This window comes from Xenorhabdus sp. KJ12.1 (genome assembly GCF_963876495.1).
Taxonomy (GTDB): domain Bacteria; phylum Pseudomonadota; class Gammaproteobacteria; order Enterobacterales; family Enterobacteriaceae; genus Xenorhabdus; species Xenorhabdus stockiae.
This window is the reverse complement of sequence record NZ_CAWNQH010000024.1, coordinates 83,140-102,164: the sequence shown is the minus strand read 5'-3', so window position 1 is coordinate 102,164 and position 19,025 is coordinate 83,140. Positions and strand designations below refer to the sequence as shown.

Below are 19,025 nucleotides of genomic sequence, written 5' to 3'. Positions count from 1 at the left end.
TCAATGTAAAACTTAAGGGCAACGTTTACGTTGCCCTTAAGGCGCTATCAAGCTTATAGAGTTTTCGCGTTGAGTCATTTTTTCATTGCACTTATTGATCTAAATAATTTTACTTATATAAAATTTAATTATTATAGATGGATGTTAATTAAATTTATTTAATGCTTAAAAGTCAACTTCGTACATATAATCCCCGAATTCTTTGAAATAAAGCTCTTGAGTTATCATAAAATCTTTATTTAATTCTTTGAGATAATTATCATCCCGCAATCCGAAATAGGGTGAGTGATGCATAAAGTGACCATAAATGTTTTGACAGTCATTTTGATAACGTTGAGTATCAAGAATATGATGATGCCATATTTCATCTACTTCGATAGAGGGAACGATTTTTATATCTGAGCCTTTATATTTATATAGAATAAACATAAAATTCTTATATTGTTCCATTGCATCATTTGCTCCCTCTTCTGTCCATACTTTGGCTATATTCGGGTCTTTTTGAGTGATTTTCTTAATAATCCACGTAAGATCAAGGAGTTTGACTTTTTCAGTGAATTCTTCTTTTGTCATTTTCTTAATCCCTTTTATTTTACATAGATAAATCAGGAATAGGAGTTAATCCTATTCCTGATTGTTATTTATAAAAAGGTTTATGAGTTTATTCACAAGCTGATGGTTTAGCTATTTTTCGTGTTCTTTTCATAATTAATACCTCTAATAACATAAGTTATTTTTTTGATATCAATTTTATATTAGTAATAATTACCAGTATAAAACCGATGTGTGGATTATAACCAGAAAACAGAGATTTTAAAATATAAAAATAATGAAGCAGTAATGTTTGAATTCTTATTTTTAATGCAGTGTCAATTGCTGACACAATTGCTCAGTTGCGAGAATAATCCTCGGTCCGGCACGGCTGAACCAGTCATCATTGATAGTGACAATTCTGACATTCAACTGTGGCTGCCAGAATTCGGCTACTCTCTGTTTTTGAGCTTCCGTTCCGCCCATCACAATGACTTCCGGTTTACGTACCAGAACCTGTTCACGGTTAACCTGAGGCCACGGTACGGGGCTATCGGCAAAGATATTTCTGCCTCCACATGCAGAAACAATTTCACTCTGAATGGTATGGCTGGATGAAGTAAAAATTGGATTTATACCAAATTGGATAAATACTGGGGTAGGGTTTGCTTTGGCATAAGTTTGTTTTAACTGACTGAATTTTTGTCGGATATCCGCAGCGGCTTTTTTAGCTGTATCCGGATGTGAACTATAGGCTGCCAGCCGCTCTAAATCAGTGGCAACATCCTCTACTTTTTTCACATCAGAGTAAAAAATTGGAATACTGAGTGCAGCGAGTTGCTCCAGTGGCCTTTGTGGATTACCACCTCGCCATGCCAAGATTAAATCAGGTTTCAGGGCGATGATCCGCTCAACATTGATACCCTGCCAATCGGCGACCTGTTCCAGTTTTTTTGCTGCTTCAGGATAATCGGAGTAAGCACTGACAGCGACAAGCTGATCGCCCATGCCTGCGGCATAAGCAAGTTCAGTGGTGGAGGGGGCAAGGCTGATCACACGGGAAGCTGTTGCGTAAAGTGGAGCACTGAAAACACTTAAAAAGCTATACAGTAGAAATAAAAATACCATCCAGACCGAGTGATAATCGGTGGTTTTCAAGTAGAATTTCATTAATTGATGTTCCAAACTTTAGAGCCTATAAAATAGGCTCTAAGCGATTACTGCTTGCTGAGTTCAGTCAGCATTGCGTTGATCATTCGTGTGGATTCCTGTGCCGCGACAACCAGAAACTCATCAAAGCTGATATGAGATTCTTGATCTGCAACGTCAGAAATAGCGCGAACAACAACGAAAGGCACTTTATATTGATGACAAACATGACCAATTGCTGCCGCTTCCATTTCAACCGCTGCAACATTTGGGAAAGTCGCCCGGATGCGTGCCAGTGGTTCTGAGCCGTTGATAAAGGCATCGCCACTGCAAACCAGACCACGAACAGCGTTCAGCTCCAGAGACTGGATACATTTTTCAGCTAAAGTAATTAATTTTTCATCAGCAATAAATGCCGCAGGGCATTGCGCCATCTGGCCCGGTTCATAACCAAAAGCGGTAAGGTCGGCATCGTGGTAGCGCACTTCTTCAGATACCACAATATCACCCACTTTCAGTTTCGGATCCAGACCGCCGGCTGAACCGGTGTTAATTACGATATCCGGCTGACAATGTTCAATTAACAGAGTAGTGCCAAGTGCGGAAGAGACTTTACCGATCCCGGATTTCAGCAAGGCGATATCAACACCATTCAGCTTACCGGTATAAATCTCACATCCACCGCGCGACAATGTTTGCAGACCTTCGATCTGGTCGCGTAACAAAGTCACTTCCTGTTCCATTGCACCTATTACACCTACTTTCATGTGTCATACTCTCTTTTGTTATTAGTTTGTGCCTATTCATATATACCCTATGGATTTCGAGTTGCATCGCGGCGGCGAGGGAACACATCCCCGGGAGCATAGAAAACTATGTGACTGGGGTGAGTGAGCGTAGCCAACAAAGAGGCAGCTTGAAAGCGACGGGTATAGGCCTGATTAATGCGGCAGTGTATCATTAAATAATCGTCTGCCAGAGGTTCAGGCTATAAATAATCGTATCATTCGATATGGGGGGATTGATGCCTAAGATTGATTTCAAGCAAAAACTGAATTTTCAGCGCAAGTACAGAAACGCTTCTATCCATGATGCTAATGAAGAGCAGATAAACCGGCAGTTTGAAAGTGATCGCGGGCGGATCATCAACTCTGCGGCTATCCGGCGGTTGCAGCAGAAAACACAGGTGTTTCCGCTGGAACGTAATGCGGCGGTGCGCAGCCGGTTAACGCATTCACTGGAAGTGCAACAAATTGGTCGTTATATCTCTAAAACCATTATTGCCGAACTGACAAAACAGAATTTGCTGGAAAAATATGGACTGAGTGAACGTCTGAGTGCTTTTGAAAGCCTGATTGAGATGGCTTGTCTGATGCATGATATCGGCAACCCCCCGTTTGGTCATTTTGGCGAGGCGGCGATTAAGGACTGGTTTTCCCGTCGGTTAGATCCTGACTATTTACCTGAGACTGAATTACCTGAGACCGAACAGACCAACCGGCAGGATAATTGTCAGGTTGCAGCACTGTGTTTGAGTGGAGAAGAGAAAAAAGATCTATTCCGACGCCAGTTGCGGATGGATCTATGCCAGTTTGAAGGAAATGCGCAGGCTATCCGGCTGGCACACAGCCTGCTTAAACTGAATCTGACGTATGCTCAAATCGGCTGTATTCTCAAATATACCTGTCCGGCTTATCGTCTCGAAGAATCTCCGGAAGAATTCAGTTATCTGATGAAGAAAAAAGGTTATTACTGGTCAGAAGATTGTTTTATCCGTGAATTGAAAAAAGAGCTGCAATTGGGGGATTTCTGCCGTTTTCCACTGACCTATATTATGGAAGCCGCTGATGATATTTCTTACTGTATCGCTGATTTGGATGATGCGGTTGAGAAAGGGATTTTTAATGTTGATCAGCTGGTGGAATATCTGAAACAAGAATGGGAAGAGAATGGTGGTCACCACAAAGGCGATTTGTTCGAATCGACGGTAATTCAGGCTTATAAAAAAACGACCAATAATGAAGCCCGCCGTAATATTCACGAACAATTTTTCATGTATCTGCGGGTGTTTATTACCGGCAAATTAGTCCCTTATACGGCACAGCGTTTTATTGAACATTTACCAGAAATTTATGCCGGTACTTTCAATCATGCTTTACTGGAAGCCAATGGCGAAGAACACCGTTTACTGAGTACCTTAAAGAGCGTGACGCGCAAACGGGTATTCAATCACCCTGAAGTGGAAGAACTTGAATTACAGGGCTACCGGATTATTACCGGTTTGCTGGATGTTTATAGTCCGTTACTGGAATTATCCCGCCAAGATTTCTGGGAACTACACCAGAATAACTTCCACAAAAAATACTTTATTGAAACCCGCTTGTTGCACAAGCTTTCAACTAAACACCGGCTGGCTTATAACGAAGCAGTGGAGGGAATTATTGCCACTGACGAAACTGAAAAAGACGTGCTTGAATTTTACTATCGGGCACGTCTTATTCAGGATTATATCAGTGGCATGACAGACCATTATGCTTACGAAGAATACCGCAAGTTTATGGTATCGAAGTGAGTGCTCTGGCGGCTCTCAGTATGTCAGGAGCTGCCGCAATAACATGGTCGATTTCGTCAATAAACTCGAGTAGCTCAGGCTCTAAATCAGCCAGAGAAATATTCTGCCTTAACTGCTTTTCAATCAGTTCGCAAATCATCTTTAATTTAGGTACGCCGTTATAGCAGCAACTGCCGTGCAGCTGATGAACATGATGCAAAAACTGTTTACGGTGAGCCTCACCTTCTGCGCTCAATGCCTGTTCAATTCGCATTTTCATCTCCGGCAGGGATTGTACCAGCATTGCCAGCATTTCCAGCGCCAGTGATTCTTTGCCGGCGGTTTGCTGTAAAGCCAGTTTCCAGTCTATGGCTTGTGGCTTTTTCGTTGGGCTGTACTGATGCAGTAAGTCTTTTAAGCGAGCTTCATCCAGTGGTTTAGACAAACAGTCGATAAAAGGAGAATGTCCCTGATTGCAGGTTTCATCGCAGATAAAAGCGGTGACAGCAACAATGGGGGTTTGCTTATGGTCCGGTAATTGATGGATTTGCTCTGAAGTCTGAATTCCATCCATATCTGCCATCTGAATATCCATCAGGATAAGATCCAGAGAATGTTTTTTCGCCATTTTCAGGGCTTCCATACCACTGCTGCACAGAATAGTGTTGTCCACTTGCTCGCTTAAAAGTGTGCCGATTAATTTCAGATTAGCCGGGTTATCATCGACTGCCATAACCGTCATAGGCAGGCGGAATGACGAGTGGGGCTGAGATAAATGTGCAGGCACTGAATCTAACAGGAACTCCTCTTTTTCCAGCCAGATATCAAAATAAAAGACCGTCCCTTTGGTGGGTTCACTGATGAAATCGATTTCTCCGTCCATTTCATTAACCAGCCGCTTGGTGATGCTTAACCCTAACCCTGTGCCGCCGTAATGACGTGTAATGCTGGCATCGGCCTGATTGAATGCCTGAAACAGAATAGGGCGGTATTCTGATTTAATACCAATCCCGGTATCAGTCACGGTAAAATCGATTTGCACCATATGGTGCCTTTGCTGGCGCAGCTTTATTTCCAGTGTGATATTGCCTTCATCTGTGAATTTAATCGCATTGCCAATTAAGTTCGTGAGTATTTGCTGCAAACGGATGGGATCACCAATCATCAGGTTTGGTAGCTGGTCATCGATATAGTGGTGCAGGGGAAGATTTTTCGCACTGGCAGAAGGTGTCAGTAATTCGATCACCTCATTGACGGTATCACGCAGTAAGAATGGTATTTGATCTAATATTAGTTTATTGGATTCCAGACGAGAAAAATCCAGAATGTCATTGATGATTTTCAGCAGATTGTTGGCAGAACGTTCAATGACATGAAGATATTCTGCCTGTTGATAGGTTATCGGTGTTTTCAGCATCTGGCGGGTAAAACCGATAACACCGTTAAGTGGGGTTCGCAGTTCATGAGACATATTCGCCAGAAATTCGGTTTTTATCCTGACTGCTTCCTGTGCCCGTTTTTTAGCGATAGTCAGTTCCACATTTTGAATTTCCAACTGTTCCATTGTAATTTGTAGGTCAGAAGTCGCCTGATCGATATGCAACTGCATATCGTCTTTATATTTTGACAGCGATTCCGCGACGGTATTAATCCCATTCTGGAGTGCGGATAACTCGCCCGGCATGGCTCCCGTTACTCGGGTATTCAACTGCCCCTGCCGGATGCGGTTAACGGCTTTGACCATACATTCCAAAGGCTCTGTAACTTTACGCACCAGAATATGGGCAAACAGTGCCGTTCCGCCGAGACAGAGGATCAGCAAAATGATAGAAGTTGCAATCTCCTTATATTGCTGGAGTTGAGCTGCCCGTAAATCCAAATCAATGGCGATATAACCGATGGGGACGGGTTTATGTGGTGTTTCCGGCCACCCGTTAGAAGCACTGCTTTCCGAGATAATCGGCATTTTCAGGATAATGCTGTTGCTGTCTTCTTCTTTAGTCAGTGTTGTCGGAATAGGATCATTCGGCCTGAGTCGCAACAGGTTGACATCATATTTATCATTGGAAATTTCGAAAAGCTGATGGTGTTCATCAAAAATCGCAATGGCCATAACGATTTCAGAATTCCGGCGATGAAGGCGATTTATCAATGATTTTACGCCCTTACTGTTATCCAGATTTATTCCTACCTCGCTGGCAATGGACAACGGCTCAATAATGCTGATCCCACTGCGGACTATCAGGCTCTTCAACTCATAATAGCGGTATGAGATAAATGATATACTCACAAGTGTTCCGACCAATAAGACAGGAACCAAAATCAGGCTCATCATACGGGTGCGCAGGCTATATTTGGTCATAAGCATCCATTGTGGGAAAATCAAAACTCAATTTTTCAAAGTCAGTCAGAATCATGGTGCAATTTTACTCCCCAAATCGCCGCTCCGTAAACCGAAGCATTATTTCCGTTACCGCAGACAATCTTGATGCTCAGGGGCAGGGTATTGCCCGCCATCAAGGCAAAACGATCTTTATTCCGGGGTTATTGCCCGGCGAGCAGGCGCAAGTTCAACTGACAGAAGAGAAACGCCAGTTTGCGAAAGCCAAAGTGGTAAAACGTTTATCAGACAGCCCGTCTCGTGTGGCTCCGCGCTGCCCGCATTTCAAAATGTGTGGAGGTTGCCAGCAGCAGCATGTCGCCCCTGAGTTACAGGCAAAAACGAAAGCCAGTGTACTGGAACGCCTGATCCAGCGGGAGACCGGAATCAGTATCAGTGCTCAGCCCATTATTCACAGCCCTGAGTATGGGTATCGGCGCAGAGCAAGGCTTGGCCTGCAATATCAGGCCAGACAGGGTAAATTAGTGATGGGATTTCGTCAGAGCCAGACCAATGATTTGGTGGATATCGGGCATTGTCCGGTCATGCATCCTGAACTGGAAAAATTATTGCAACCCTTATCCCTTTGTTTAAACAGCCTGAAAGTGGTGAAACGACTGGGACATGTTGAATTAGTGTTAGCAGATAATGGCCCGTTGGTTGTTTTACGTCATCTCGCCCCCATAAAGCATGAAGATAAAGAAATATTGCGGGCTTTTGCGAAGCAAAATCAGGTGATGATTTATTTGGCTGGCGATGAAACTCCCCTTGAGCCGTTGTCTCCTGAAGAAGAACAATCTGAGCCGTGGTATCAGGTGGATGGTTTAAAATTGATATTCAGCCCACAGGATTTTATTCAGGTTAATGATGTGGTTAATCAGAAAATGGTCGCTCAGGCCCTGTTATGGCTGGATTTGCAGCCGGAAGACCGGGTATTGGATCTTTTCTGTGGTATGGGAAATTTCACTCTGCCAATAGCGGCTAGAGTTCAGGCGGTTGTTGGTGTAGAAGGCGTTGCGGCATTGGTTGCAAGCGGGCAATATAATGCTCGGTTAAATGGGCTTAGTAACGTCAGTTTTTTCCACGAAAATCTGGAATCGGATATCCATCAGCAGCCGTGGGCCGCACAGGGCTTCAATAAAGTATTATTGGACCCCGCTCGTGCAGGTGCTGCTGGTGTCATGTCACATATAGTAAAACTGGCTCCTGAAAAAGTGGTTTATGTTTCTTGTAATCCCACAACCCTGGCGCGGGACAGCAAAGTTCTGCTGGAGGCCGGTTATCATCTTGTCAGTGTGCGGATGCTGGATATGTTTCCGCACACCGGTCATCTGGAATCTATGGCTTTATTCAGCCGAGAGCCGATGACTATCGAGTAGGGAGAAATTATGGTTGCAGTAAGAAGTGCTCATCTCACACCGGCAGGTGAATTTGCTGTCGATAAGTGGATTGCGAGTTTAAATATTGTTAATCCACAATCCAGTGAAAAATTAGCCGAAACATGGCATTACTGTCACGAAAAAGTTCAGAATCACCCTAATGCCGAGTTGTTATTGTGGCGTGGTGTTGAAATGGTGGAAATTCTGTCCACCCTGAGCATGGACAATGACAGTATGCGTGCGGCACTGCTTTTTCCCCTTCTTGATGCCCGGCTACTTAACAGCGAAACCGTGACAGAAACGTTTGGTCAACCCATCGTAGATCTGGTTCATGGTGTGCTGGAAATGGATGCAATCCGCCAGTTGAAAGCCACGCATACCGATGCTACCTGTTCAGTGCAGGTGGATAATGTACGCCGGATGTTGTTGTCAATGGTAGAAGATTTCCGCTGCGTGATTATTAAACTGGCGGAGCGGATCGCCTACCTGCGGGAAGTTAAGGATGCCAGTGAAGATGAACGGGTATTGGTTGCGAAAGAGTGCTCCAATATCTATGCACCTCTTGCCAACCGTTTAGGGATTGGTCAGTTAAAGTGGGAGCTGGAAGATTTCTGCTTCCGCTACCTGCATCCCGATGAATATAAGAAAATTGCCCAACTTTTACATGAGCGCAGGATTGACCGTGAACAATACATTGAAAAATTTATCACGACGCTGCGCCGTTATATGCTCAAAGAAGGAATTTCGGGAGAAATTTACGGGCGTCCCAAACATATTTATAGCATCTGGCGCAAGATGCAGAAAAAATCGTTGGCGTTTGATGAGTTGTTTGATGTGCGTGCTGTGCGCATTGTCGTTGAACGTTTGCAGGATTGCTATGCTGCATTGGGAATAGTGCATACTCACTATCGCCATTTGCCGGATGAGTTTGATGATTACGTTGCCAATCCGAAACCAAACGGTTATCAGTCAATCCATACCGTGGTGTTGGGGCCAAACGGTAAAACACTTGAAATTCAGATCCGTACCCGCCAGATGCATGATGATGCTGAACTGGGTGTGGCTGCTCACTGGAAATATAAAGAAGGTACGGCGATTGGCGGGGGTAAATCCGGCAGCTATGAAAGCCGGATTGCATGGCTGCGGAAGCTGATTGCATGGCAGGAAGAGATGGCGGATACCGGAGAGATGCTGGATGAAGTCCGCAGTCAGGTATTCGATGATCGTGTTTATGTTTTCACACCAAAAGGTGATGTGATTGATTTACCTGCTGGTTCAACACCACTGGATTTTGCCTATCACATTCATAGCGATGTCGGGCATCGTTGTATCGGTGCGAAAATTGGCGGGCGCATTGTGCCGTTCAGTTATCAGCTCCAGATGGGTGATCAGATTGAAGTTATCACCCAGAAACAACCGAACCCAAGCCGTGACTGGCTGAATCCTAATCTTGGCTATGTCACGACCAGCCGTGGACGGGCGAAGATCCACAACTGGTTCCGTAAACAGGATCGCGATAAAAACATTATTGCCGGGCGCCAGATGCTGGATAGTGAACTGGCACATTTGGGTGTCACAGTTAAAGAAGCAGAAAAAGAGCTGATTGCCCGTTATAACGTGAATTCGCTGGAGGAAGTGCTGGCGGGGATTGGTGTCGGTGATATCCGAATTCATCAGCTGGCGAATTTCCTGCAAAGCAAATTTAATAAAACGACAGCGGAAGAGGCGGATCGCGAGGCGCTCCGTACTTTAGAAAGCAAGACGTTCACTCCTCGTAACAATAAAAAAGATAATGGTCGGGTTGTTGTAGAAGGGGTAGGCAACCTGATGCACCATATCGCCCGCTGCTGCCAGCCGATTCCGGGGGATGAGATTACCGGATTTATTACACGCGGACGCGGTATTTCCATCCATCGGGCAGATTGTGATCAGTTAACTGAACTGGAAGCAAGTGCGCCAGAGCGTGTGGTGGATGCGGTATGGGGAGAAAGTTACTCCAGTGGTTATTCTCTGGTGGTGAGAGTGCTCGCCAATGATCGCAGCGGATTACTGCGTGATATCACCACAATCCTTGCTAACGAAAAAGTGAATGTATTAGGTGTCAGTAGCCGCAGCGATGTGAAGCAGCAACTGGCAACTATCGATATGAATATTGAGATTTACAACTTGCAGGTACTGGGTCGGGTTCTGGCAAAACTGAATCAACTGCCTGATGTGATTGAAGCCAGACGTCTGCATGGAAATTAAACAGTTATGGATAAAGTAAACACGCACTCAGTTGCAAATATGACTGATAGTATGAAAAGCATTGAAAGACTGAAAGAGATTATGGCGCAATTGCGCCACCCTCAGCACGGTTGCCCGTGGGATAAGGTACAAACTTCGGCTACCATTGCACCTTACACGCTGGAAGAGACTTATGAAGTCATTGATGCCATTGAGCGTAATGATACCAGTGCTCTGAAAGAAGAATTAGGCGACTTACTGTTCCATATTGTGTTTTATGCCCAAATGGCGCAGGAAGAACAGCTTTTTGATTTCGACGATATCTGTGAAGCTGTTTGTAACAAACTGGAACGCAGGCATCCACATATCTTCAACCAACAGGCGGGTATCAGCAGCGAAGAAGCTATCGGTAGCTGGGAGCAGCGCAAAACCGCAGAAAGAGCGGAAAAAGACCAGCACTCCGTTCTGGATGATATTCCTGCCAGCCTGCCATCACTAATGAAAGCCTATAAAATCCAGAAACGCTGTGCCTCTGTCGGATTTGACTGGGATACAGTCGGCCCGGTATTGGACAAAGTTTATGAAGAAATTGATGAAGTGATGGATGAAGCTAAACAGGCAGTTGTGGATGATGAGCGCGTAGAAGAAGAGCTGGGTGATTTGTTATTTGCGGTAGTTAACTTATCCCGTCATCTGGGACATAAACCTGAAATGGCACTCCAGAAAGCCTGCCAGAAATTCGAAAACCGTTTTCGTAATGTTGAAAAGCTCATCCTCGATAGTGGCTTAACAATGGAAACTGCGACATTAGAGGAAATGGATAAAATGTGGGAGCAGGTGAAAAAGCAGCAAGCTTGATTTTACATAAAAGTCCGGTATCTCCAGAGATAACCGGACTTTTTTGATCTGGGTAGTGATTAATTTCTCTTGGAAATTGCTACACTTGCATAGATAAAAGAGATAGGGTTTGTAGCGCATTTAAGGTTAGGGTATACTGCTTTCCCGTCCTGTTATATTCATCATCCTTTTAAACCTAAACTTTCAGGTTCAGCATGAAAACTAATTATATTTTTGTGACCGGCGGGGTCGTATCCTCTCTGGGTAAAGGCATTGCCGCAGCCTCTTTGGCGGCCATACTCGAAGCCCGTGGACTCAATGTCACCATTATGAAACTGGACCCGTACATCAACGTTGATCCAGGTACAATGAGCCCAACCCAACACGGGGAAGTTTTCGTAACCGAAGATGGCGCTGAAACTGATCTCGATTTAGGTCATTACGAACGTTTCATTCGAACCAAAATGACACGTCGCAATAACTTTACGACGGGTCGTGTTTATTCCGAAGTTCTGCGCAAAGAACGCCGTGGCGATTATCTGGGCGCAACTATTCAGGTTATTCCTCATATCACTAACGAAATCAAAGACCGCATCATCCGTGGCGCAGAAGGCTATGATGTTGTGCTGGTGGAAATCGGCGGTACTGTCGGTGATATCGAATCCCTGCCATTCCTAGAAGCCATTCGTCAGATGGCAGTAGAAGTAGGCCGTGAGAACACGCTGTTCATGCACCTGACTCTGGTTCCTTATATGGCAGCAGCCGGTGAAGTGAAAACCAAACCTACTCAGCATTCAGTGAAAGAACTGCTTTCCATTGGTATCCAGCCTGATGTTTTGATCTGCCGTTCAGATCGCATTATTCCGGCCAACGAGCGGGCAAAAATTGCTCTGTTCTGTAACGTACCAGAGAAAGCAGTTATCTCTTTAAAAGATGTTGATTCTATTTATAAAATCCCAGCCCTCTTGAAATCTCAGGGCTTAGATGATTATATTTGTAATCGATTCAGCATCGAACGCCCGGAAGCGGATCTGTCCGAATGGGAACAGGTCATTTATGAAGAAGCTAATCCATCGGGCGAAGTGACCATCGGTATGGTGGGCAAATATATCGAATTGCCGGACGCTTATAAGTCCGTGATTGAAGCACTGAAACACGCTGGTCTGAAAAATCGTCTGACCGTCAACATCAAACTGATCGATTCTCAGGATGTTGAAACCCGTGGTGTTGAAGTCCTGAAAAGTCTGGATGCGATTCTGGTGCCGGGCGGCTTCGGTGGCCGTGGTATCGAAGGCAAGATTATGACAGCACGTTACGCCCGTGAAAACAAAATCCCTTATCTGGGAATTTGTCTGGGAATGCAGGTTGCTCTGATTGAATTTGCGCGCAATGTTGCGGGTATGGAAGGGGCTAACTCGACTGAGTTTGAACCTGAATGTAAGTTACCGGTTGTAGGTCTGATCACCGAATGGCGTGATGAGAACGGCAACGTTGAAGTACGTAGCGAAGAGAGTGATCTCGGCGGAACGATGCGTGTGGGTGGCCAGCTGTGCCGTCTGACTGAAAACAGTCTGGTGCGTAACTTGTATGGTCAGGACGATATTATCGAACGTCACCGCCATCGTTACGAAGTGAACAACTTATTGTTGAAACGTATTGAAGATGCAGGCCTGCGCATTGCTGGTCGTTCAATCGATAATAAGCTGGTGGAAATTATTGAGAACCCGAATCACCCGTGGTTTGTGGCATGTCAGTTCCATCCTGAATTCACTTCAACGCCTCGCGATGGCCATCCGTTATTTGCCGGTTTCGTTGAAGCCGCAGGCAAATACCAGAAAAGCCAGTTGAAATAAGATATAGGGCGATTGATGGAGTTTTGCTCTACCTTTTGAGTAACCATCAATTGCCCGGAATTTAACTTGTACTGAGGAAAACCTAATGTCCAAAATCGTTAAAGTGCTCGGCCGTGAAATCATCGATTCCCGTGGTAACCCAACGGTAGAAGCGGAAGTACATCTGGAAGGCGGCTTTGTAGGTCTGGCTGCGGCACCATCAGGTGCATCAACAGGTTCCCGTGAAGCATTGGAACTGCGTGATGGTGATAAATCCCGTTTCATGGGTAAAGGTGTCCTGAAGGCAATTGCTGCGGTAAATGGCCCGATTGCGCAGGCTCTGGCTGGTCAGGATGCGAAAGATCAGGCGAATATCGACAAAATCATGATCGAGCTGGATGGAACTGAAAACAAATCCAACTTCGGTGCTAACGCGATTTTGGCTGTTTCTCTTGCAAACGCTAAAGCGGCAGCAGCGTCAAAGGGTATGCCTCTGTACGAGCACATTGCTGAACTGAACGGCACTCCGGGTCGATTCTCTATGCCTTTGCCAATGATGAACATCATCAACGGTGGTGAGCACGCTGATAACAACGTAGACATTCAGGAATTCATGATCCAGCCAGTAGGTGCGAGCACGCTGAAAGAAGCGGTACGCATCGGTTCTGAAGTTTTCCATAATCTGGCAAAAGTTCTGAAAGCAAAAGGCATGAACACTGCAGTGGGTGATGAAGGTGGTTATGCACCAAACCTGGAATCCAACGCAGCTGCTCTGGCCGCTATCAAAGAAGCGGTAGAACAAGCGGGTTATGTACTGGGTAAAGACATCACTCTGGCGATGGACTGCGCAGCTTCTGAATTCTATAACGAAGAAACGGGTAACTATGAACTGAAAGGCGAAGGTAAAACTTTCACTTCTCAGGAGTTCACTCACTATCTGGAAGGTCTGACCAAAGAGTATCCAATCGTTTCTATCGAAGATGGCCTGAACGAATCTGACTGGGACGGCTTTGCTTACCAGACTAAAGTTCTGGGTGATAAAATTCAGTTGGTTGGTGACGATCTGTTCGTAACTAATACCAAGATCCTGAAAGAAGGTATCGAAAAAGGTATCGCTAACTCCATTCTGATTAAATTCAACCAGATCGGTTCTTTGACCGAAACTCTGGCTGCAATCAAAATGGCAAAAGAAGCGGGTTACACAGCGGTTATCTCTCACCGCTCAGGTGAAACTGAAGATGCAACCATTGCTGATCTGGCAGTAGGTACTGCGGCGGGTCAAATCAAAACAGGTTCAATGAGCCGTTCTGACCGTGTTGCTAAATATAATCAGCTGATCCGTATCGAAGAAGCGCTGGGCAACCGTGCTCCTTTCAATGGTCTGAAAGAAGTTAAAGGTCAGGCATAATTGCTGATTTACTTCAATAAATAGTAATTTTTATTTATGATTTGGCGAAAGAGTTATACCCTTTCGCCTTATTCTTCTTTTCTTTCTCTGCCGGATAATAGATAATTATTCAGGCAACTCAAAAACCAGAAATGTGACATAACTCCATAAAATATGCTGTTTTTTTGCTCTTTTAATTATTAATTAAGCAAATCTCGCGTAGCAGATCCCAAAATCGCACACCTCGTATTTTATTTATCGTTCAGACTCCTTATTATTTCACATGTAATGTAATTCTTTAACATTTAGAGCAATGATTCATTAATTATTATTTATACATTACGGAGTTATGTTTCATTGTTGTATGGAGTCTTCATGGACGCTTCAGAATCTTTAACCCCAGCGGTCGGGCCGATGCCCTCAAATAAAAGAGGCTTTATTATTCTTGCGCTGGATATCATCTTGCTGGTTGCTTTGCTGAAGTTTTTGCCTTATAGCGAAAAAGCAAATGCAGGTTTGGCATTGATGGCATTTGTCGGTGTGTTATGGCTTACCGAAGCTATTCACGTCACAATTACTGCACTGTGTATTCCAATTCTGGCGGTTGGAATGGGATTGATGAATACCGGTGACGCGCTGAAATCTTTTGCAAACCCAATTATATTCTTATTTTTTGGTGGCTTTGCACTGGCGACGGCGCTACATATCCAAGGTTTGGACAGACTGATAGCCAACCGTCTTCTGCTGATTGCCCGTGGGCGTTTGTCAGTGGCGGTGATGCTGATATTTGGTATCACAGCTCTGCTTTCAATGTGGATCAGCAACACGGCAACTGCTGCAATGATGTTGCCGCTTATTCTGGGTATTCTGGCTAATCTGGATGTACGTACCGAACGTAATACATTTGTCTTTGTGTTACTGGGTGTAGCGTATAGCGCCAGTATTGGCGGTTTGGGTACGTTGGTCGGCAGCCCGCCTAACGCAATTGCCGCGGCACAGCTGGGCATGGATTTTGTGACATGGATGAAATATGGCGTACCAATGGTGATTATTCTGTTGCCGGTTATGGTTATGCTGATGTACATCATGTTGCGTCCGAATCTGAATCATAAATTTGATCTGGAACTTGAACATCTGGAATGGAATGGTAAACGTATTATCACCATGTTTATTTTCCTGCTGACAGTTGTGTGTTGGATTTCCAGCTCTCTCATCAGTGATGCTCTGGGCGGCATTAAAGATTTGGATACCATCATTGCGGTGAGTGCGGCTATCCTGATTGGTATCACAGGCGTATCAACATGGTCACAGATCCAAAATAACACTGAATGGGGCGTGTTGATGCTGTTTGGTGGCGGCCTGACATTAAGTGCTGTTCTGAAAAACTCTGGTGCCAGCGAAGTGATGGCAAATGGCATGGCGGCAACATTTGGTTCAAGTCCTTGGTTTGTGATCATTGTTGCTATCGCAGCATTTATTATCTTCCTGACGGAATTTACCAGTAATACAGCCAGTGCAGCACTGCTTGTTCCTATTTTTGCCACAGTTGCGGAAGCGTTAGGCATGCCGGTGATTGTGCTGACTATGATTATTGGTATTGGTGCATCCTGTGCATTCATGCTGCCTGTAGCAACACCACCGAATGCGATTGTTTATGGCTCCGGCTATATCAAGCAGACTGAAATGGTACGTGTGGGTATCGTATTGAACTTGGCATGTATCGCAATTATCTCTGTAGTGGCTTGGTTCTTCTGGATTTAATTGATATTCATAGCAAGAAAAAAGAGGATGCCGGTTGGCATCCTCTTAACCCTAACAAGGGATGTTATGGCATAGCTTAATCTTCTTTGGTACTGATGTAGATATTTTTAACTTCAGTATAGGCATCCAGAATCATTTTATGCGTTTCCCGCCCAAGTCCTGATTTCTTATAACCGCCAAATGGTGTGTGAGCTGGCAGTTCATGGTAGGTATTAATCCATATACGGCCTGCCTCAATGGCTTTGGCGACACGCAGGGCACGGTTGATATCCTGTGTCCAGACTGCTCCCGCCAGACCATATTCTGAATCGTTAGCCATTTCCACAACTTCGTCTTCATGACTGAAAGGAATGACACAAAGCACTGGCCCGAAAATTTCCTCCTGAGCTACCCGCATATTATTAGTCACATTGGTCAGGATCGTTGGCTGGACAAAGAAGCCATCGTCATAACCTGCACCAGTAATGCGTTTACCACCGGTAAGAATAGTCGCACCTTCCTGTTTAGCGAGGTCAATATAGCTCAGAATCGTATTCATCTGCTCTTCACTGACCTGACAGCTCATCTCAGTGGCCGGCTCCATCGGGTCACCGACGCGGATAGATTCAAAGACGGTTTTTAATGATTGCAGGAATGAATCATAGATATCTTTATGCAGGAATAGACGAGCACCAGACTCACAAGCTTGCCCCTGATTCAGCAAAATAGCGTGGGCTGCACATTTGACTGCTTTTTTCATATTGGCATCAGGGAAAACGATATTGGCAGATTTACCTCCCAGCTCGAGCGTCGCGGGAATAAGTCTTTTAGCGGCGGCGGCGGCAACGTTGTAACCGACTTCTGTTGAGCCTGTAAAGGCTACCTTGTCAATGCCTTCATGATCGAGGATCGCCTGACCAACAACAGAGCCACGGCCTGTGACGATATTGACAACGCCCGCAGGAAGAACCTGATTAATGATACGGCCTAGTTCTAACAGCGTGATAGGCGTCAGGCTGGCTGGGTTGATAACGATAGTATTACCGGCAGCCAGAGCAGGCGCAATTTTCCAGGCTGCCATCAGCAGAGGGAAGTTCCAGGGAATAATTTGACCAATGACACCTATTGGCTCTCTGATAACCAGACTGAGAGTATTTTCATCAATGACATCAGATGCATCAGAGTGAGCACGGATCACTCCAGCAAAATAACGGAAATGATCGATAGCGAATGGGATATCAAAATTACGGCATAAAGATTGTGTTTTACCCCCATCTAAGGTTTCCAGAGTGATAAAACGTTCTGCTTCAGCTTCCAGTAAATCGGCAATTTTCAGTAGGAGGGATTGTTTTTTTTCGGCTGAAGTTTTTCGCCATGCCGGTAAAGCTTTTTTTGCCGCCCGGACAGCCAGTTCAACATCCTGAGCATTTCCTGCTGCATATTCAGTCAGTAATTCTCCGGTTGCCGGATTATAGCTCTTCATGGTTTCTTTTGAAGTGCTATCTACCCATTCGCCGCCAATCAGCATTCTATAAGATTTGGCTGGTAATAGTTCTGTTGCGATATCATGTAACTTCTTCATTATATTCTCCAGATACTTTGATTTTTGGTATGCTAAACCATATATTCAAAAAAATTATTGAGTCTATTCTTAATTCTGGATTTAAATATATAAGACCTGTATCAATAAATAAGAGGGTAATGTGTATATTTTAACGAAGTAATAAACACTGGAAATAAATTCAGTGAATGATTGTTGATGTGGTTTTATTATTATTTATGTGCGGTTCTGTTGTGTTTTTAATATAAACATTCTATTTTTCATTAAATCATAAATAGATTTTTAATTATTATCTCGTCAATTTTATTATCAATATAATTTATTATCGCTATCGACTTACATTATAGGTTTTTCAGGTAACTAGTGAAAAATATTATAGAATAAAAATAGCTTAATCTAAAAATACAAGACGATGGTAAACAATTTGTAAATGCACCTTATTTAATAATAATTTTTTCAGTTAAGTGAGTTTATTTTTATCGCTCTCTGCTATTATTACACTACAGCTAATTGGGCGGGGTTGATTATGAGAAAATTGTTAGTAATTTGTTTATTGGGTTTTACATTAGCAGGGTGTGACAATCCGCTGAAGATTGATGGAACGAATGGAATAGCGGTAAAAACATCCATTGAAAAAATCAGGGATACCTTACCTGAAGATAAAAAACTAAAATTCGATGATTCATTGAATATTGTTATGTTTCATAATATCGACTTTGATGAACTGTTTAAGAACAACAAGCAGGGAAAAATAAAATATGATGCTATGGAAAGCCTGGAAAAAAGCTTTTACCAGTCATTGAATGGGAAAACCGCTGATCAGATTATTAATGAAGCAGAAAAAATTAAGAAAAATAATAAAGCGCCCTGATTGCGGGGCATTTTAGCGGTTATTGAGGCTTATCCGGTTTATTTTTTCCCAAAAGCGTTAATCGTTCCCCACATTGTCGGCAGATATAGCAGCTTTTACCTCTGAGCACCTTATTATGTTGTCTGATGCTTAATTCATGCTGCTGACAGTGACAACCATAGATGAATATCTTGCTGCAAACGGATTGTACTGAAAATTGATGGGTTCGGTTGGCAGGTACTTTAAACACGGTTTCCATAATATAACGCCACTCTTTGCCGTGAGGAGCAACCTTGCCAAACTGATGATAAACCAATAAGTGAGCTAATTCGTGGGGGATGACTTCATCAATAAACGACTGCTCGTTTTCAATAAGCAAAATTGGGTTAAGACGAATTTCCCAATCTTGTAAACGAGCACTTCCTGCAATTGTCCCTCTTTGCTGGTAGGTCACACAGGGTTCAGGAAACGTTTGCTGAAGGAATTCACTGGCCTGAATCATTTTTTGCCGTAAAGCGCGCATGACTGCTTGCTGTAGTGGAAAAGGAACCTTAACGGATTTCATAAACAGCGATAATTATGTGGTAACTGAATTTGAATAG

At 44.0% G+C, this 19,025-nt stretch carries 14 protein-coding genes; 8 read left to right on the top strand and 6 right to left on the bottom strand.

The window, feature by feature from the left end:
* Positions 1–165: 165 nt before the first annotated feature.
* From AACS92_RS03440 to mtnN, 3 genes are all read right to left on the bottom strand, one after another.
* Complete coding sequence (locus AACS92_RS03440) at positions 166–573, bottom strand: glycine-rich domain-containing protein (RefSeq protein ID WP_099109964.1); 408 nt, start codon at positions 571–573, stop codon at positions 166–168.
* Between the two features lie 285 nt (positions 574–858).
* Positions 859–1,659, bottom strand: a complete 801-nt coding sequence (gene btuF / locus AACS92_RS03435; RefSeq protein WP_369800387.1) for a vitamin B12 ABC transporter substrate-binding protein BtuF — start codon at positions 1,657–1,659, stop codon at positions 859–861.
* 89 nt (positions 1,660–1,748) lie between these two features.
* Positions 1,749–2,447, bottom strand: coding sequence for a 5'-methylthioadenosine/S-adenosylhomocysteine nucleosidase (gene mtnN / locus AACS92_RS03430; RefSeq protein WP_099109962.1), 699 nt, complete (start codon positions 2,445–2,447; stop codon positions 1,749–1,751).
* Between the two features lie 257 nt (positions 2,448–2,704).
* Between mtnN and dgt the strand changes: the two genes are divergently transcribed.
* Positions 2,705–4,252, top strand: a complete 1,548-nt coding sequence (gene dgt, locus AACS92_RS03425) for a dGTPase (protein WP_099109961.1) — start codon at positions 2,705–2,707, stop codon at positions 4,250–4,252.
* Here dgt and AACS92_RS03420 read toward each other — a convergent pair.
* Positions 4,236–6,593 (bottom strand): ATP-binding protein, encoded by a 2,358-nt coding sequence (locus tag AACS92_RS03420; RefSeq protein WP_099109960.1) that lies wholly within the window; start codon positions 6,591–6,593, stop codon positions 4,236–4,238. The two genes, dgt and AACS92_RS03420, sit on opposite strands and share 17 nt — an antisense overlap.
* Before the next feature lie 53 nt (positions 6,594–6,646).
* On the opposite strand from AACS92_RS03420, the gene rlmD reads away from it, so the two are divergent.
* The 6 genes from rlmD (at position 6,647) to AACS92_RS03390 (ending at position 16,033) form a co-directional block, all read left to right on the top strand.
* A complete protein-coding gene (rlmD, locus tag AACS92_RS03415) occupies positions 6,647–7,990 on the top strand; it encodes a 23S rRNA (uracil(1939)-C(5))-methyltransferase RlmD (protein WP_099109997.1) in 1,344 nt (447 codons plus the stop codon).
* 9 nt (positions 7,991–7,999) lie between these two features.
* Positions 8,000–10,237 (top strand): GTP diphosphokinase, encoded by a 2,238-nt coding sequence (relA, locus tag AACS92_RS03410; RefSeq protein ID WP_099109959.1) that lies wholly within the window; start codon positions 8,000–8,002, stop codon positions 10,235–10,237.
* 51 nt (positions 10,238–10,288) lie between these two features.
* On the top strand, positions 10,289–11,074 hold the full coding sequence (mazG, locus tag AACS92_RS03405; RefSeq protein ID WP_099109996.1) for a nucleoside triphosphate pyrophosphohydrolase: 786 nt from the start codon (positions 10,289–10,291) through the stop codon (positions 11,072–11,074).
* A 194-nt stretch (positions 11,075–11,268) separates the two neighbouring features.
* Complete coding sequence (gene pyrG / locus AACS92_RS03400; RefSeq protein WP_099109958.1) at positions 11,269–12,906, top strand: glutamine hydrolyzing CTP synthase; 1,638 nt, start codon at positions 11,269–11,271, stop codon at positions 12,904–12,906.
* Positions 12,907–12,991: 85 nt separating this feature from the next.
* Positions 12,992–14,293, top strand: coding sequence for a phosphopyruvate hydratase (gene eno / locus AACS92_RS03395; protein WP_099109957.1), 1,302 nt, complete (start codon positions 12,992–12,994; stop codon positions 14,291–14,293).
* A 354-nt stretch (positions 14,294–14,647) separates the two neighbouring features.
* Complete coding sequence (locus tag AACS92_RS03390; protein ID WP_099109956.1) at positions 14,648–16,033, top strand: SLC13 family permease; 1,386 nt, start codon at positions 14,648–14,650, stop codon at positions 16,031–16,033.
* Positions 16,034–16,109: 76 nt separating this feature from the next.
* On the opposite strand, the gene AACS92_RS03385 is transcribed toward AACS92_RS03390, so the two are convergent.
* Positions 16,110–17,594 (bottom strand): aldehyde dehydrogenase family protein, encoded by a 1,485-nt coding sequence (locus AACS92_RS03385; protein ID WP_099109955.1) that lies wholly within the window; start codon positions 17,592–17,594, stop codon positions 16,110–16,112.
* A gap of 505 nt (positions 17,595–18,099) precedes the next feature.
* On the opposite strand from AACS92_RS03385, the gene AACS92_RS03380 reads away from it, so the two are divergent.
* The gene (locus tag AACS92_RS03380; protein WP_099109954.1) at positions 18,100–18,444 is read left to right on the top strand and encodes a DUF6694 family lipoprotein; all 345 of its coding nucleotides are present in this window, start codon (positions 18,100–18,102) and stop codon (positions 18,442–18,444) included.
* Positions 18,445–18,463: 19 nt separating this feature from the next.
* Here AACS92_RS03380 and AACS92_RS03375 read toward each other — a convergent pair whose 3' ends face one another.
* Positions 18,464–18,988, bottom strand: a complete 525-nt coding sequence (locus AACS92_RS03375) for a SprT family zinc-dependent metalloprotease (RefSeq protein ID WP_099109953.1) — start codon at positions 18,986–18,988, stop codon at positions 18,464–18,466.
* Between the last annotated feature and the right edge of the window lie 37 nt (positions 18,989–19,025).

Excerpts from the sequence above, each read along its gene's own strand:
- AACS92_RS03440 (WP_099109964.1), bottom strand. The coding sequence starts at position 573 with ATGACAAAAGAAGAATTCACTGAAAAAGTCAAACTCCTTGATCTTACG.
- btuF (WP_369800387.1), bottom strand. The coding sequence starts at position 1,659 with ATGGTATTTTTATTTCTACTGTATAGCTTTTTAAGTGTTTTCAGTGCT.
- mtnN (WP_099109962.1), bottom strand. The coding sequence starts at position 2,447 with ATGAAAGTAGGTGTAATAGGTGCAATGGAACAGGAAGTGACTTTGTTA.
- dgt (WP_099109961.1), top strand. The coding sequence starts at position 2,705 with ATGCCTAAGATTGATTTCAAGCAAAAACTGAATTTTCAGCGCAAGTAC.
- AACS92_RS03420 (WP_099109960.1), bottom strand. The coding sequence starts at position 6,593 with ATGACCAAATATAGCCTGCGCACCCGTATGATGAGCCTGATTTTGGTT.
- rlmD (WP_099109997.1), top strand. The coding sequence starts at position 6,647 with ATGGTGCAATTTTACTCCCCAAATCGCCGCTCCGTAAACCGAAGCATT.
- relA (WP_099109959.1), top strand. The coding sequence starts at position 8,000 with ATGGTTGCAGTAAGAAGTGCTCATCTCACACCGGCAGGTGAATTTGCT.
- mazG (WP_099109996.1), top strand. The coding sequence starts at position 10,289 with ATGAAAAGCATTGAAAGACTGAAAGAGATTATGGCGCAATTGCGCCAC.
- pyrG (WP_099109958.1), top strand. The coding sequence starts at position 11,269 with ATGAAAACTAATTATATTTTTGTGACCGGCGGGGTCGTATCCTCTCTG.
- eno (WP_099109957.1), top strand. The coding sequence starts at position 12,992 with ATGTCCAAAATCGTTAAAGTGCTCGGCCGTGAAATCATCGATTCCCGT.
- AACS92_RS03390 (WP_099109956.1), top strand. The coding sequence starts at position 14,648 with ATGGACGCTTCAGAATCTTTAACCCCAGCGGTCGGGCCGATGCCCTCA.
- AACS92_RS03385 (WP_099109955.1), bottom strand. The coding sequence starts at position 17,594 with ATGAAGAAGTTACATGATATCGCAACAGAACTATTACCAGCCAAATCT.
- AACS92_RS03380 (WP_099109954.1), top strand. The coding sequence starts at position 18,100 with ATGAGAAAATTGTTAGTAATTTGTTTATTGGGTTTTACATTAGCAGGG.
- AACS92_RS03375 (WP_099109953.1), bottom strand. The coding sequence starts at position 18,988 with ATGAAATCCGTTAAGGTTCCTTTTCCACTACAGCAAGCAGTCATGCGC.